This is a genomic window from Microbacterium sp. DMC48 (genome assembly GCF_056313825.1).
In genome coordinates this window covers 249,229-264,795 of record NZ_JBQUZN010000006.1, presented here as the reverse complement: position 1 = coordinate 264,795, position 15,567 = coordinate 249,229, and the positions used below count along the sequence as shown (strand labels likewise).

Annotated in this window: 15 protein-coding genes; 7 read left to right on the top strand and 8 right to left on the bottom strand. The window is 69.5% G+C overall.

The genetic code is table 11. The annotated features are described in order from the left end of the window. The first annotated feature begins 1 nt into the window (after position 1). The 6 genes from ACT53O_RS13260 to ppsA all read left to right on the top strand — a co-directional run bounded on the left by ACT53O_RS13260 (position 2) and on the right by ppsA (position 8,065). A complete protein-coding gene (locus tag ACT53O_RS13260) occupies positions 2–475 on the top strand; it encodes an Lrp/AsnC family transcriptional regulator (protein ID WP_239640108.1) in 474 nt (157 codons plus the stop codon). A 213-nt stretch (positions 476–688) separates the two neighbouring features. Next, the gene (locus ACT53O_RS13255) at positions 689–2,053 is read left to right on the top strand and encodes an APC family permease (protein ID WP_275427330.1); all 1,365 of its coding nucleotides are present in this window, start codon (positions 689–691) and stop codon (positions 2,051–2,053) included. Positions 2,054–2,133: 80 nt separating this feature from the next. After that, a complete protein-coding gene (locus ACT53O_RS13250; protein WP_135948907.1) occupies positions 2,134–3,063 on the top strand; it encodes an ABC transporter ATP-binding protein in 930 nt (309 codons plus the stop codon). Next, positions 3,060–4,676, top strand: coding sequence for a polyketide antibiotic transporter (locus ACT53O_RS13245; RefSeq protein WP_476152905.1), 1,617 nt, complete (start codon positions 3,060–3,062; stop codon positions 4,674–4,676). The genes ACT53O_RS13250 and ACT53O_RS13245 overlap by 4 nt, the downstream gene beginning before the upstream one ends. Positions 4,677–4,830: 154 nt before the next feature. Further along, positions 4,831–5,646 carry a pyruvate, water dikinase regulatory protein gene (locus tag ACT53O_RS13240; protein ID WP_036319677.1) on the top strand — a complete coding sequence of 272 codons (816 nt, stop codon included), beginning with the start codon at positions 4,831–4,833 and terminating at the stop codon, positions 5,644–5,646. Positions 5,647–5,677: 31 nt separating this feature from the next. After that, positions 5,678–8,065, top strand: coding sequence for a phosphoenolpyruvate synthase (gene ppsA, locus ACT53O_RS13235; protein WP_476152903.1), 2,388 nt, complete (start codon positions 5,678–5,680; stop codon positions 8,063–8,065). 38 nt (positions 8,066–8,103) lie between these two features. Here ppsA and ACT53O_RS13230 read toward each other — a convergent pair whose 3' ends face one another. The 3 genes from ACT53O_RS13230 to ACT53O_RS13220 form a co-directional block, all read right to left on the bottom strand. After that, positions 8,104–8,862: an MBL fold metallo-hydrolase gene (locus tag ACT53O_RS13230; RefSeq protein WP_476152901.1), complete on the bottom strand. Its 759-nt coding sequence runs from the start codon at positions 8,860–8,862 to the stop codon at positions 8,104–8,106. A gap of 48 nt (positions 8,863–8,910) precedes the next feature. Next, positions 8,911–10,215 (bottom strand): HNH endonuclease signature motif containing protein, encoded by a 1,305-nt coding sequence (locus ACT53O_RS13225; protein ID WP_476152899.1) that lies wholly within the window; start codon positions 10,213–10,215, stop codon positions 8,911–8,913. Between the two features lie 73 nt (positions 10,216–10,288). Then, positions 10,289–10,699: a GNAT family N-acetyltransferase gene (locus ACT53O_RS13220; protein ID WP_476152897.1), complete on the bottom strand. Its 411-nt coding sequence runs from the start codon at positions 10,697–10,699 to the stop codon at positions 10,289–10,291. Positions 10,700–10,772: 73 nt separating this feature from the next. Here ACT53O_RS13220 and ACT53O_RS13215 point away from each other — a divergent pair, with 73 nt between their 5' ends. Then, on the top strand, positions 10,773–11,318 hold the full coding sequence (locus ACT53O_RS13215) for a ribonuclease H family protein (RefSeq protein WP_294978223.1): 546 nt from the start codon (positions 10,773–10,775) through the stop codon (positions 11,316–11,318). Here the strand turns inward: ACT53O_RS13215 and ACT53O_RS13210 are convergent. The 5 genes from ACT53O_RS13210 to ACT53O_RS13190 form a co-directional block, all read right to left on the bottom strand. Further along, positions 11,315–11,677, bottom strand: coding sequence for a VOC family protein (locus ACT53O_RS13210; RefSeq protein ID WP_036319711.1), 363 nt, complete (start codon positions 11,675–11,677; stop codon positions 11,315–11,317). The two genes, ACT53O_RS13215 and ACT53O_RS13210, sit on opposite strands and share 4 nt — an antisense overlap. A gap of 56 nt (positions 11,678–11,733) precedes the next feature. Next, positions 11,734–12,228: an NUDIX hydrolase gene (locus ACT53O_RS13205; protein ID WP_112931949.1), complete on the bottom strand. Its 495-nt coding sequence runs from the start codon at positions 12,226–12,228 to the stop codon at positions 11,734–11,736. A 31-nt stretch (positions 12,229–12,259) separates the two neighbouring features. Next, the gene (locus tag ACT53O_RS13200) at positions 12,260–13,273 is read right to left on the bottom strand and encodes an aldo/keto reductase family protein (RefSeq protein WP_036319715.1); all 1,014 of its coding nucleotides are present in this window, start codon (positions 13,271–13,273) and stop codon (positions 12,260–12,262) included. Between the two features lie 62 nt (positions 13,274–13,335). Next, positions 13,336–14,568: a dual-specificity RNA methyltransferase RlmN gene (gene rlmN, locus ACT53O_RS13195; RefSeq protein WP_036319717.1), complete on the bottom strand. Its 1,233-nt coding sequence runs from the start codon at positions 14,566–14,568 to the stop codon at positions 13,336–13,338. Then, entirely contained in the window at positions 14,565–15,566 is a 1,002-nt protein-coding gene (locus ACT53O_RS13190; protein ID WP_476152893.1) for a glycosyl hydrolase family 32, read from the bottom strand. Before ACT53O_RS13190 ends, rlmN begins: the two co-directional genes overlap by 4 nt. Between the last annotated feature and the right edge of the window lies 1 nt (position 15,567).

The window sequence follows — 15,567 nt, the reverse complement described above, 5'->3', positions numbered from 1 at the left end:
CATGTCCACTTCTGCCGCGAATTCTTCGCTGGATGCCGCCGATCTCCGACTCATCGACGAGTTGCGCGACGATGCCCGCCAGCCGCTGAGTCGTCTTGCGGCGACCCTGGGCGTCGCGGCGTCGACCGTGCACGCACGCATCTCGCGCCTCGTATCGCGCGGGGTGATCCGTCGCTTCACGATCGACGTCGATCCGGGAGCACTGGGGTACCGCACCGAGGCTCTGGTCTCGGTGCGGATCCGCCCGGGGGCACGCGCGCAGCTGACCCGCTTCGCCGAGGAGCTGCGCACCCACCCCGACGTCGCCCAGTACTTCTATGTCGCCGGCGCGGAGGACTTCGTGATCCACTTCCGCGGGCGCGACAGCGCCGACCTGCGCTCTTTCGTCACCGACCACCTCTCCACGCACTCCATCGTCGCGGCGACCAACACGAGCCTCATCTTCGAGCGCACCGACGGGCTGCGCGGGGTCTGAGCCCACACCCTTCGTCCGCGAAGGGGCGATCCCCGGTCGAATCGTCCGAACATGGTGTCCACGCGTCATCGGAGGTGACGGCGACGCTACACAAACGAAACAGGGCGACCCTAGTATTCGAGCACCCGAAACACCTCACCATCAGGAGGAATCACGAACGAGTCACTGGCCGCCACGTCGGCATCCTCTCGCTCCGCCACCCTTGCGCGCTCTCTGGGAGTCTGGTCCATCGTCGGTCTCGGCCTCGGCTACATGACCCCGACGGTCGTGTTCGACACGTTCGGCAATGTCGCCGTCGAGACCAACAACGTCGTCCCCGCCGCCTACGCGCTCGCCCTCGTCGTCATGGGCTTCACCGCGATCAGCTACGGCAAGATGGTCGGCGTCATCCCGAGCGCCGGCTCCGCGTACACCTACGTCCGCGAGTCGATGCACCCGAGCCTCGGCTTCCTCGTCGGCTGGACGTCGCTCATCGACTACCTGCTGCTGCCGATGGTCAACGCCCTGATCCTGCGCAGCTACATGGAGGCGCTCTTCCCCGACATCCCGGGATGGGTGTGGGTCGTGGCCTTCACCGCGGGCGTCACCGGGATCATCTACCTGACGATGCGCGGCACCTCCAACGTCAACATGATCCTGCTGATCTTCTCGATCGTGGTCATGGCGGTGTTCGTCGTCATGGTCATCGTGCAGTTGGTGCAGGGCGCCGGCGCCGGCACGGTCGCCTCCGTGCAGCCGTTCTTCCACCCCGAGGTCGAGTTCGGCGCGGTGCTGGCCGGTGCGACCATCGTCTGCTTCTCGTTCATCGGCTTCGACGCGGTGACGATGTACGCGGAGGAGGCGAAGAACCCGAAGACCATGCCGCGCGCGATCCTGCTGACCGTGCTGGTGGGCGGCGCGATCTTCCTCGTCGCGGCCTACTTCACGCAGCTGCGCTTCCCGGCCCACGAGGCGTTCCCGCCCGAGGCGATCGCCGACTCGACGCTGCCGGAGATCGGCTCGCAGGTCGGCGGCATCGTGCTGCAGTCGGTGCTGACGGCCGCCGGCTTCGCGGCGACCTTGGCGTCGTGGCTCGCCTCGCACGCGTCGGTCGCGCGCATGCTGCTGGTCATGGGCCGCAACGGCGTGCTGCCCAAGCGCTTCTTCGGCTACATCAGTCCGCGCACCCACACCCCGGCGTTCACGGTGGTGCTGGTCGGCATCGTGAGCCTGGCGGCCATCGCCTTCACCCTCGATCAGATCGTCGACTACATCAACTACGGCGCCCTCATCGCGTTCACCTTCGTGAACATCTCGGTGATCGCCTGGTTCGCGGTTCGCCAGGGACGTCGACGGACGCCGCGCGACATCATCAACTACATCGTGATGCCCGCGATCGGCATGGCGCTGACCGGACTGCTGTGGGTGAACCTGGACGACCACGCGCTCATCGTCGGCCTCATCTGGACGGGGCTCGGGCTCGTGTATCTCGTCTTCCTCACCCGGGGGTTCCGTCGCCCCGTGGTGTCGTTCGATGAGAACCAGCCGGTGACCGGTTTCAACAAGATCGTCGAACCCGGGCCGCGCTCGCAGATCTGAGCGCAGTCCCCGACGCACCGGGGGTAAAGGGCGGGTGTCGCATCTACCGCGGCACCCGCCCTCGGCGTAGCATCCGGCGCATGACCGCCGTCATCCGCACGGACGCCCTCACGAAGCACTACGGCCGCGTGCACGCCCTCGACGGGCTCGACCTCGTCGTCGAGGCGGGCCAGGTGCACGGCTTCCTCGGCCCCAACGGCGCGGGCAAGTCGACCACCATCCGCATCCTCCTCGGCCTCGCACGTCCCACCTCGGGCACGGCGACCGTACTCGACGCCGACCCGTGGGGCGATGCCGCGCGTCTGCATCGACGGGTGGCATCGGTTCCCGGCGACGTCAGTCTCTGGCCGAACATCTCCGGCGGCGAGGCCATTGATCTGCTCAGTCGCCTCCGCGGCGGGGGCACCGGCCCGCACTACGCCACCGCGCGGCGGCGACTGTGCGACGCCTTCCAGCTCGACACCCGCACGAAGGGACGCGCCTACTCGAAGGGCAATCGGCAGAAGGTCGCGCTCATCGCCGCCTTCGCCGTCCCTGCCGAGCTCTACATCTTCGACGAGCCCACGAGCGGTCTGGATCCGCTGATGGAGGTGGTGTTCCGCCAGGAGGTCGCGCGAGTACGGGATGCCGGCGCCACGGTGCTGCTGTCGAGCCACATCCTCTCGGAGGTCGAGCTGCTCTGCGACCGGGTGTCGATCGTACGGGCCGGGCGCATCGTCGACACGGGCTCTCTTGCCGAGATGCGCCATCTCACGCGCACCGAGGTGTCGTTCGCGGCATCCGCGCGCGCGACCCCGGCCACCGCCGCGACCGTGCCCGGCGCCGAGGACGTGCGGGAGGAGGGCGGGCGGATCTCGCTGACGCTCGCCAGCGATGCCGTCGCCCTCGCTCTGCCCCGCCTCGCCGAGCTCGGCGCCGAAGGACTGCGCATCGCGCCGCCGTCGGTGGAGGAGCTGTTCCTGCGCCACTACGGCGCGGGCGCAGAGCCGAGCGAAGGCGCCCGGCGGTGAGACCGTTCGGGCTGCTGCTGCGCCAGCGCCTGCGGCGCGACGCCGTATCGCTCACCGTCTGGATCCTCGGACTCGCCGCCCTGGCCGCGGCCGGATATCCGGGCGTGCGGGGGTCGTACGGCGACGAGCAGGAACGCCTCGCTCTGCTGGCCACGGTCATGACGAACCCCGTCGTGCTCCTGTTCCGCGGGCTTCCTTCCGGCACGTCGGAGTCACAGCTGGTCTCCTTCCTCCTGCTGCCCTGGCTGCTGCTCGTCGTCGCCCTCATGTGCTCGTTTCTGGCGGTGCGCCATACCCGCGGGGATGAGGAGGACGGCCGTCTCGAGTTGGTGTCGGCCACCCCGGCCGGGCGCACCGCGCCGCTCGCCTCGACCGCCGTGCACGGCATCGGCGTCGCCGTCCTCTCAGGCGCGGTGGTCGCTCTCCTCTTCATCGGCAATGGCGCGCCACCGGCGGGAGCAACACTGACCGGAGCATGCTGCACACTCGTCGGCACGGTCTTCCTCGGCGTCGGGCTCGTGACCGGCGAACTCATGCCCTCCTCGCGCGCCGCCAACGCGCTGGCGGTGTGGATCCTGGTCGGCACGTTCGCCCTTGCCGGCACCGGGAATGCGCTCGGGACGCCGAACGCCGACCTCACCCGGATGACGAGCTCCGCCCTGACGTGGTTCTCGCCGTTCGGCTGGGCCGAAAACACCCGCCCGTTCGATGCCGACGACCCCCTTCCTTTGGCGGCCGCGGCACTCACGACGTTCCTCCTCCTCGGCGGGTGCGCCCTGCTGCACGCGCGCCGCGACCTGGGATCCTCCTTCGTCCCGCCACGCGTCGGTCGCGCCGAGGCTCGACCGGGCTTCGCGACACATCTGGCGCTGGTGGTGCGCCAGAGCCGTGCTGCGGCTGTCGGCTGGATCGTGGCAGGGATGCTCGTCGGCATTCTGTCGACGTCGCTCGCCGGTCTTGCCGGGCGGATCGGCCAGGGGAACGCGGCCGTCACCGCGCTGCTGGAGGCGTTGAGCGGAACGTCCGAGGACCTCTCACGCGGTCTGGTCGTGATCTTCTTCGTCATGCTCGGAGTCATCGCGGCGTGCGCCGCAACACAGACCGCTCTGCGCGCGCGCCAGGACGAGACTCGCGGGACGGCGGAGCTGGTCCTCGGTACCGCACTCACACGCACGCGGTGGCTCGCCGACCACATCTCGGTCGCTGCGACCGCCGCGGCCCTCACGATCGTGGCGGGAATCGTCGGCGCCGCTGTCGGAGCACTTACCGGGGGCGTCGGTGGAGGGCTCCTGCGCGATGCGGCGGTGGCCGGTGCGGGGCAGATCGTCCCGGCCTGCCTGTTCGCCGCGGTGACCGCCGCCCTGGTGGTCGCGCTTCCGCGTGCGGCGGTCGTGCTCGCGTGGGCGCTGCTGGCCGTCGCCGCCGTCGTCGCGCTGTTCGGCCCGCTCTTCGGTCTGAGTGCGTCACTCGTGGACGCCTCGCCCTTCGCCGCCGCTCCCGTACCGAGCGGAAACGGCGTCGATCCGCGCGGCGTCGCCGTGCTCGTGGTGGTCGCGGCATCCGCGGCCCTCATCGCGCTCGCGGGCATGCGCCGCCGCGAGCTCCGGTCCTGACGCCGGGCGAATCCTCCCCGAGCGACAAGAAGCGGCATTCTTTCGCTTGAAAGCGAGCGGAGAGATACGTCATCTTTCGTAGCCTCGAAGCAATCGGTCGTAGGACCGCCGCCCGATCTGCCGTCGGGATCCGCCGAGACGACGAGGAGCGCATGTGACCACCACGCCCCGTGCCGCCTACTTCGTCTCCGACTCGACGGGCATCACCGCGGAGACGCTGGGGCGGGCTCTGCTCGTCAACTTCCCGGGGGTGTCGTTTCGTCACCACACCGTGCCGTTCGTCGACTCGGCCGAGGGCGCCGCCGCGGTCGCCCGAGAGATCGACCGAGCGGCGGATGCCGGGATGCACCCTCTCGTGTTCCACACCGTGCGCTCCCCCGCCGTGGCGCGCGTGCTCGGCGGCGCGCGGGCGACGCACATCGATCTGCTGAGCGGCCACCTCACCGAGCTGGAGGCGGCGCTCGGAACGACCGCGTCCGAGCAGCTCGGCTCCTTCCACACGGTCGGCGACACCGAGCAGTACTTCGCCCGGATGCGCGCGGTCGAATACGCCATCGAGCACGACGACGGTCAGAGCATGCGCGCTCTCGATCAGGCCGACGTCCTGATCGTCGCGCCGTCGCGCTGTGGCAAGACGCCGACGACCATGTACCTGGCACTGCAGTACGGGCTTCTCGTGGCGAACTACCCGCTGACCGACGACGACTTTCCCACCGAGGGCCTCCCGCGAGCGATCGCCCCGTTCGCGGCGCGCTGCTTCGGGCTGACGACGACACCGCTGCGACTCAGCCAGGTGCGTCACGAGCGCAGGCCCGACTCGACCTACGCGAGCCTCGCGCAGTGCACCCTCGAGCTGCGGCGCGCCGAGGACCTCTACCGGCGTACCCATATCCCGTTCGTGAACTCGTCGACCAAGAGCGTCGAGGAGATGTCCGCCGTGATCATGCAGTCCCTCAAGCTCCGCGCCTGAGCATCGCCCCTCCCACCGAAAGGCCCGACACATGAGCAGCATCCTCTGGTTCGACCAGCTCGGCATGGCCGACCTCCCCGCCGTGGGCGGAAAGAACGCGTCGCTCGGCGAGATGGTGTCGCACCTCGCCGCCGCCGGGGTCAGCGTTCCCGGCGGCTTCGCAACGACCGCCGACGCCTATCGCGAGTTCCTGGCCGAAGGCGGGCTGCGCGAACGCATTGCGGCGGCGATCGCCGAGGTCGATGTCGAGGATGTCGCGGCCCTCACCCACGCCGGCACGCAGATCCGGGCGTGGGTGGAGGAGCAGCCCTTTCCCGCAGATCTCGAGTCGTCGATCCGCACCGCGTACGAGCGGCTGACGGCGGAGCACCCCGATGCCTCGTTCGCGGTGCGCTCCTCGGCGACCGCTGAGGACCTGCCCGACGCCTCTTTCGCCGGGCAGCAGGAGACCTTCCTCAACGTCGCCGGCATCGACAACGTGCTGGCTGCGATCCGCTCGGTGTTCGCGTCGCTGTACAACGACCGCGCCATCGCGTACCGCGCTCACCACGGGTTCGACCACGACGAGGTCGCCCTGTCGGCCGGCATCCAGAAGATGGTGCGCTCCGACGTGGGCGCTGCCGGTGTCATGTTCACCGTCGACACCGAGTCGGGCTTCGAGAACGCCGTCTTCATCACCAGTTCGTACGGACTCGGCGAGGCCGTCGTGCAGGGAGCGGTCAACCCCGACGAGTTCTACGTCTCGAAGGTGGCACTGCGCGCGGGCCGTCCGGCGGTGCTCAAGCGCTCGGTCGGCGAGAAGGCCATCGCGATGCGCTACACCGATGCGCGCGAAGCGGGAGCCTCGACGCGGTTCGAAGACGTTCCGACGGCAGAGCGTCGACGGTTCTCGATCGATGACGCCGACCTGGTCGAGCTCGCGCGCCAGGCGCTGATCATCGAGGAGCACTACGGCCGGCCGATGGACATCGAGTGGGGCAAGGACGGCGTCGATGGTCGGCTCTACATCCTGCAGGCTCGACCCGAGACGGTCGTCTCGCGCGTCGAAGCCGGGGTCATCCGCCGCTTCGTGCTGGACGCGCGCGGTGAGGTCGTGACGGCCGGGCGGGCGATCGGTCAGCGCATCGGCGCGGGACCGGTGCGAGTGCTGCGCAGTCTCGACCAGATGGCCGACTTCCAGCCGGGTGAGGTGCTCATCGCCGACATGACCGATCCCGATTGGGAGCCCATCATGAAGCGCGCGAGTGCCATCGTGACCAATCGCGGCGGTCGCACGTGCCACGCCGCGATCATCGCGCGCGAGCTCGGCATTCCCGCCGTCGTCGGCACGGGCGATGCCACCGCCGCGCTCGTGGACGGAGAGGAGGTCACCGTCTCGTGCGCGGAGGGCGACACGGGGTTCGTGTACCGCGGCATCCTTCCGTTCGAGGAGGAGGTGACCCGGCTGGATTCCATGCCGGAGGCGCCGGTGAAGATCATGATGAACGTCGGCACGCCCGATCAGGCCTTCTCGTTCTCACGGCTGCCTCACCGCGGTGTCGGGCTGGCGCGGCTGGAGTTCATCATCAATCGACAGATCGGCATCCATCCGCGAGCGCTGCTGGAGTTCGATTCGCTGAACGGCGAGCTGCGGGATCGGGTGGCCGACGCGACCGCCGCCTACGACGCGCCGCGCGACTACTTCGTGCGGCGGGTCGCGGAGGGCGTGTCGATGATCGCGGCGGCGTTCTGGCCCGAGCCGGTGATCGTGCGACTCAGTGACTTCAAGTCGAACGAGTACGCCAACCTCGTCGGCGGGGAGCTCTACGAGCCGCACGAGGAGAACCCGATGCTGGGCTACCGCGGCGCCTCGCGCTACATCTCGCCCGACTTCCGCGCCTGCTTCGACATGGAGTGCGAGGCGCTGCGGTTCGTGCGCGACGAGATGGGCTTCACGAATGTGCAGGTGATGGTGCCATTCGTCCGCACCGTCGGTGAGGGCCACGCGGTCGTGGAGCTGCTGGCCGAGAACGGCCTGCGCCGAGGCGAGAACGACCTGAAGGTCATCATGATGTGCGAGTTGCCCTCCAACGCGCTGCTGGCGGATCAGTTCCTGGAGTTCTTCGACGGCTTCTCGATCGGCTCGAACGACATGACCCAGCTGACCCTCGGCCTGGATCGCGATTCGGGACTGGTCGCGGCGACGTTCGACGAGCGCGACCCGGCGGTGTTGCGTCTGCTGTCGATGGCGATCGGCGCCTGCCGCGCGGCCGGCAAGTACGTGGGCATCTGCGGGCAGGGACCGTCGGATCATCCCGATCTTGCGGAGTGGCTCGTCGCCGAGGGGATCGAGTCGGTGTCGCTCAATCCCGACACGGTCGTCGAGACGTGGCTGCGACTGTCGAAGTCGGCCGCTGTCGAGGCGCCCGGCGTAGGGTGATCACCGTCCCGCGTCGCGCCAGCCGAGTCCGACGGCTCTCAGAGCGCGAGCGGCACTCCGGCGGTCGGCACACGCAACCTGTCCGCGAGTCCCGCGTAGGCGAACTCACGCTCGAGGCGGTCGATCGTCTCGGTGAAGTGGTGCCATCCCTCGGCATGCACCGGAATGATGATCGCCTCGCCCAACGCCCGTGCGGCCTCGACCGCGGTGCGTGCGTTGAGGGTGAGGTCGCTGTCGCCGAAACGCCCGACGTTGGCCGCACCGGTGAACAGGACGGCGATGTCGATCGGGCCGACGCGTTCGACGATCTCGGCGACGAGCGCACTATCGGCATTGTCGCCGGAGACGTAGACGACGGGCTCGCCCGCGGCGCGCAGGACGAAACCCGTCACCGGCCCGGAAAGCTCCTCGGCGCCGGCCGGACCGTGGAGAGCCGGGACGGCGATGATCTCGACACTGCCGACGGTGTGGCACTGCCACGACGCGAGGCCGTGGATGCCCTCGATGCGCGAGGCCGCTGCGGGCGTGGAGAGCACGGTTGTGGCGCGCGCCAGGAACGCGCGGCCCGCGGCATCCAGGTTGTCGGGATGCTGGTCGTGCGACAGGAGCACGACGTCGATCCGGCCGACGTCTTCGGGCGTCAGGGCAGGACCGGTGAGCTTGTGAAGCGTCACCGTTCCCGACGGGTAGTCACCCGGCTCGTCGAACGTCGGATCCGTGAGGACGCGGATGCCGGCGTACTCGATGATCGCCGTGGGACCGCCGACGAGAGTGAGCACGGGGCGCGGTGAGGTCATCCTCCCATTCTCTCTCGGCCCACGACCTCCGCCGGAGCCGAGCACGCGTCAGTGGGTGAAGACGGGGAGGGTGCGTTCGGGCGCGACCACGTACCGGCGTCCGTAGGGGGAGATCCATTCGAGCGATCCGGAAGAGGTGCCCTCGCTGAGTTGGCGCACCTGCCAGCCACCGTGGTGTTTGACGGTGTGGTGTCCGCGACACAGTGGGGCGAGGTTGGTCAGCGCGGTATGGCCGCCGTGTTCCCAGGCGAGGGTGTGGTCGAGGTCGCATCGGTCGGCGGGCATTCCGCAGCCAGGTGCCATGCATCGCGCCGCGCGCCAGCGGGCGAGCTGCTGCAGCGCGGGTGGGGGCCGGTAGCGTTCTCGCCCGACGGAGACGACGGCGCCGGTGTCGGGGTGGGTGAGGATCCGCATCCACCCGTCTCCCCCGCCGCACAGCTCGCGGGCTCTGTCGATCGGGATCGGCCCGACACCGTCGACGACGGCGACCCCGCTGTTCAGCGCGTCGGTGGGTGCGTCGAGGAGGGCGAGGGCGGGAACGGTGACGACGACGGTGGCTCGGATGCCGCGGGCGGCGTCCGGGTGAGCGGTGCAGGTGCCGTCGATCAGCAGGTCGCCGAACACGTCTGCGCGCGCCTGCTCCAGCGTGCGCTTATCGCCGTCAGCAGCAGTCACCGCCTTCGCGATCGCGGTGAGCCGTCCGTGGATGGCGTGGGCTTCCACCGCCGGGAGGTAGGCATTCAGCCACGCCATCCCGTCGTCCGCCGGTTCCACGAACACCCGCCGCTCGTCCAGCGCCCGCTCGTGCCGCTCCGGGAGGCTCTCCACACGGGTCTGGTCGATCAGCGCCCGCAGCCGGCGACGGAATGTGCCGACCGGTTCCGCCTCCGCGAGGACGAGCGCCCGCGGAAAGACCGCGTCGCGCTCGGTCGCGGCGAGCGGGTCGAGCAGTTCGACCAACACGTGCACGTGCCGTTCCGTCACCCGCGCCGCCCCCAACGCGGCCAGCGCGGCGGGGTAGCGGGTCTCGAGCGCCTGCGCCTCGGCGACCAGCATCCCGGCGGCATGCTCCGTGACCCGCAGCGCCGCCGCCAGTTCCAACCGGATCGCCCGCTCGGCCACATCGATGAGGCCCCGACCGCGACCAGCAGCGTCTGCGAGAGCTTCTCGCCGGTACGTGGCGACCCGTCGGTAGCGTTCCGCGGCGAAAACGGCGACCATCGCATCCGCATCACAGACCAGGTCCACCGCATCGGGCGGAACCCAGCCCGGATCGCACGGAAACGCATCGTCTTCGACGGCATCCCACCCGCCCGGAACATCCGGGGAGGAACTACCGTCGACGACCTTCATAGCCCCGACGCTACCGGCAACCTCCGACATTCCTCGTCGGAGAGGCACCGAAAACCGCAGTTCAGGAGAAGATTCAGCCTCCCAGGACCATCATCCGCTCGGGATTCGGCAGCGGCACGAACCCGACCTTCTCGTACACGCCGTGGGCGTCGGCGGTCGCGAGCATGGTCCGCTTCAGTCCCCACGGCCGAACCGCGGCCGCGATCGTCTCGGCGAGCAGCGTTCCGACACCCGCGCCGCGTGCGGACGGCGTGACGAACACGTCGCACACCCACGCGAACGTCGCAGCATCGGTGACGACGCGCGCGTAGCCGACGAGTATGCCGTCGGCATCCAACGCCCCGAAGTTCAGCGACGCCCGGGCGGCGCGTTCGACGAGCTCACGGCTGCGCCCGAGCGCCCAATACGCCTCCTCGGAGAGCCAGCGGTGCACGAGGTTCAGGTCGATCTCGTCCAGCTCTGTCGTCACGCGCACACCGGTCATGTCGTCAGCATACGAGAGGAGCCCGGACGCACCCGCGGCATCCGCCGCCTGCCCCATCGAGTACCGTCGAACGGTGACTTCCGCGACCGATCCGACCGACACCTACACCGTGGCCACCGACGGCGCCTGCAAGGGCAATCCGGGGCCGACCGGCTGGGCGTGGGTCGGCGAGGACGGTCACTGGGCGGCGGGCGCGATCCCGGTGGGCACCAACAACATCGGTGAGCTCATGGGGCTGCTGAAGGCGATCGAGGACCACGCGGACGTCGCACATCTCGTCGTGCAGGCCGACTCGAAGTACGCGATCGACACGTACTCCTCGTGGATGGACGGACATCGTCGACGCGGGTGGAAAACCTCGACGGGTGCGCCGACGAAGAATCGCGACCTACTCGAACAGCTCATCGTCGCCCGCGACGCCCGTCGCGCGGCGGGACTGCCCGACGTGGTACTCGAGCACGTGCGCGGCCACCGGGGACACGTGCTCAACGAGTGGGCGGACGAACGCGCCGTCCGCGGCGCCGAGCACGCCGCGAAGGGCACCGCGAGTGCGTGGTCGTCGTTGGGCGGCCTGCACCCTCAGCTCGACGTGTCCGCAGCACCGAAGAAGAAGCGCTAGTCCTGGGTCGTCCCCTCGAACAGGCCGATGTGGTTGCCGTCGGGGTCGACGATCACTGCCCACCAGCTCTTCGCCGTGATCGGCTGCTTGCCCATGGCGACCGTCGCCCCGGCGGCCTCGGCCTTGGCGATCGTGTCGTCGATCGAATCGACCTCGACGTACGAACGCGGCTGGGTGAACCCCTCGCTACGCGGGGCGAGTCCGCCGCCGCTGATGCCGTTGGGAGCCGACCACATCGGGTAGCCCTCGAAGCCGGGCGGCTCCGCGATCTGCCAGCCGAACAGCTCGGAGTAGAACGCCGCCGCCGTCGCCACGTCCGCGACCGGGATGTCGATGTGCGTGATGTCGCCGTGTGCCATGAGGGCCCCCTTCGTCGCGCACAGTCTTCGCCACCGGGGGTGCGCCCGCAAGAGGGTCACATCTTGCGCGTCAACCGTTCACACGCGTCCAGCGCCGGCCGCTGCCCGGCGACCAGTCGGGGGCGGGCTTCTGCGAGCGGCATCCAGGCCACGCGGTCGATCTCGGGAAAGCTCTGACGGCGTCCCGACCGCGGCGGCCACTCCATCTCGAACGCGCCGAACACGAGCGCGGCGCGGTCGGCATCGGAGGCGAGGAATCCCGTGCCGTCGCCACAGAACACCGTGACGGACTTCGCCCCCGAAGAGTACGCGAAGGTGCCGAGCTCGACATACGGGACATCCGGCGGATCGACACCGAGTTCTTCGCGGAACTCGCGCGCGGCGGCATCCCTAGCCGACTCCGACCGCGGGTCGAATTCTCCCTTGGGGATCGACCAGGCCCCCTCGTCCTTACGCGCCCAGAACGGACCGCCCATATGTGCGACGAGCGCCGACACCGTGCCGTCCGGATCGGTCCGGTACAGCAGGATGCCGGCGCTCGTCGTGACCATCGTCAGACGACGTCTCTCATCGTGAGAGCGCTCAGAGCGGACGCGAAGCCGGCGAGACCGTGTAGGTCTCTTCGGGGTCGGTGACCGCGGCGGGGGCGAGGGCCTCATCGATCGCCGACATCACCTCGGCATCGAGGACGACGCCGGACGCCTTGACCGAGTCCTCGAGCTGCTCGGGGCGCGAGGCGCCCACGAGCGCCGCCGAGACGTTCGGGTTCTGCAGCACCCACGCGATCGCCAGCTGCGGCATGGTGAGGCCCGCCTGCTCGGCGATCGGCTTGAGCTTCTGCACGGCGGCGAGCGTGTCGTCCTGCAGGAAGCGCTTGATGAAGTTCGCCCCGCTCTTCTCGTCGGTCGCCCGCGAGCCCTCGGGAACGGGCTGACCGGGCAGGTACTTGCCGCTGAGCACGCCCTGCGCCATCGGCGACCAGACGATCTGCGAGATGCCGAGCTCCTCGGAGGTCGGCACGACCTTGCCCTCGATGACGCGCCAGAGCGCCGAGTACTGCGGCTGGTTGCTCACGAGCTGGAAGTTCAGCTCCTTGGCGAGTGCGGCGCCCTCGCGCAGCTGCTCGGCCGTCCACTCGCTGACGCCGATGTAGAGGGCCTTGCCCTGGCGCACGATGTCGGCGAACGCCTGCATCGTCTCCTCGAGCGGGGTCTCGTAGTCGAAGCGGTGCGCCTGGTACAGGTCGACGTAGTCGACGTTCAGCCGGCGGAGCGAGCCGTGGATGCCGTCGAAGAGGTGCTTGCGCGACAGACCCTGGTCGTTCGGACCCTTCTTGCCGATCGGCCAGTAGACCTTCGTGAAGACCTCGTAGTCGGTGCGCTCGAGGCCCTTCAGTGCGTCGGCCAACACGACCTCCGCGGCGGTGTTGGCGTAGGCATCCGCGGTATCGAACGACGTGATGCCGAGATCGAGTGCCTTGTGCACGGTGGCGATGGCGGCGTCGTTCTCCACCTGGGAGGCGTGGGTCACCCAGTTGCCGTAGGTGATCTCCGAAACCTTGAAGCCGCTGTTGCCGAGATAGCGATAGTTGACCATGACTCCACGCTACTGCCGCCGCCGATGCACGGGGCCAGCCTTGACAGGACGCGTCGACGGGTTCAGTCGACGGGCACGGATGCCGCGACCGCGCGGTCTTCCTCGGTGGCGACGAGCTGGCCGCACGCGCCGTCGATCTCCTTGCCGCGGGTGTCGCGGAGGGTCGTCGGAATGCCGGCCTCGTTGAGGCGGCGCACGAACTCGCGCTGCACCTCCTTCTCGGAGGCCGTCCACACCGACCCGGGCGTCGGGTTCAGCGGAATCGGGTTCACGTGCACCCAGCCGCGGCCGCGCTCGTTGAGCTTCGTCGCGAGCAGATCGGCGCGCCACGCGTGGTCGTTCATGTCCTTGATCAGGGCGTACTCGATCGACACGCGGCGTCCGGTCTTCTCGAAGTAGCCGCGCGCGGCATCCAGCGCCTCGTCGACCTTCCAGCGCGAGTTGATCGGGATCATCTCGTCGCGCAGCTGGTCGTCGGGAGCGTGGAGGGACAGCGCGAAGGTCACCGGGATGTCCTCGGCGGCGAGTTTGTTGATCGCCGGCACGAGGCCCACGGTCGACACCGTCACGCCGCGCGCGCTCATCCCCAGGCCGTGATCCTTGTCGACCATCGTGCGGACGGCCTGCATCACCCGGTTGTAGTTGGCGAGGGGCTCCCCCATCCCCATGAACACGATGTTGGTGACCCGCTCGTCGGCGTGTTCGGCGGGGCCCAGCTCACCGGCTCGGATGGCGGCGTTCGCCCGGACGACCTGCTCGATGATCTCCGCCGCCGACATGTTGCGGGTGAGCCCCGCCTGACCGGTCGCGCAGAACGGACAGTTCATGCCGCACCCCGCTTGCGACGACACGCACAGCGTGATGCGACCGGGGTAGCGCATGAGCACCGATTCGACGAGCGCGCCGTCGTGCAGCTTCCAGAGGAACTTGATCGTGTCGCCGCGGTCGGTCTCCAGCCGTCGCACCTCGGTGAGCAGATGCGGCAGCAGGCCCGCGACGAGCTCCTCCCGACCGGATGCCGGGAGGTCGGTCATCGCGGCGGGATCCGACGTGTAGTGCTGGAAGTAGTGCTTCTCGACCTGCTTGGCCCGGAAGCCCGGCAGCCCCAGCTCCTTGACCTTCTCGACGCGCTGCTCGGGCGTCAGGTCGGCGAGGTGCACGGGCGGCATCCCGCGCTTGGGCGCGGCGAACTGCAGCAGGGGTTTGCCGTCGGCGTCGAGCCGCTGGGTCCAGCCTTCCGCGCGCGGGCGCACCTGACGGGGACGGGTGGTGCGCACGGGGCTGGACTCGGTCATGTCTCCAGGGTACCGAGGCCGCCTGGATGCGCGGCGGGCGGACGGATCGTCGATTCCCGCACGGTGAGGCGACCATCGACCCAGCCGATGGGAAGCGGGTCGGTGATGCCGCCCACGAACGCACCCTGCTCGTCGAGGTTGCGGAAAGCAAACAGCAGCCACTGGCCGTCGTCGCGCCGTCGGAGCAGCCGCCCGACGTAGAGGCTCGCGTCGGTGAGGGGGTAGGCCTCCTCGATCTCGAACGGCCCGAGCACGCTCGCCGCGGGAACCGCCCACGTCCCGCCGCGTTCGGCAGCGCGGGCCGGCATCGCGTGCTCCGCCAGGCAGGAGAACAGCAGCACGGGCCGCCCGTCGACGACCTCGACCTGCATGACCTCGAGCTGTCCGAAGCCCCGCTCGCTGGGCGCCGACAGCGGCGGTCGCAGCTCCCACGTCTTCAGGTCGGGCGACCAGGCGTGGCCGATGACGCCGCGGCCGAAGGCCGGACCCTCGGGGGCACGGGCGGTCACCAGCATGTGCCAGCCGTCGCCATCGGGGTCGGCGAACACCCAGGGGTCGCGGAACGCCTCGTCGTGCCAGTCACCGTCGGCGAGCGTCTCGTACCAGGGGCCGGATGCCGACAGCAGCGGCCCCGGCACCTTCGTCCACACCAGGAGGTCGGGCGAGGTCGCACAGCCGATCCGCTGGACGTTCTTGCCATCGGGAGCCAGCGACGACCCGGTGTAGAAGAGGTACCAGAGCCCGTCGCCGCCGCGGACGGTCGAGCCGGTCCAGGTCGCGAGATCGTCGAAGCTGCCCGCCTCGCCGCGGACGATGGCGTCGGCGACCGGCGTCCACGTGATGAGGTCGTCGGACATGGCGTGGCCGACCGAGGCCCGGTAGTGGCGCGCGTCCGGATCGTGCAGGGCGCGCGAGGCATAGAGGAAGAAGAGGTGGTAGGTCTCACCGTCGTCGGCGAACCAGTAGTCCCAGACCCAGGAGGAGGAGAGGTCGAACATG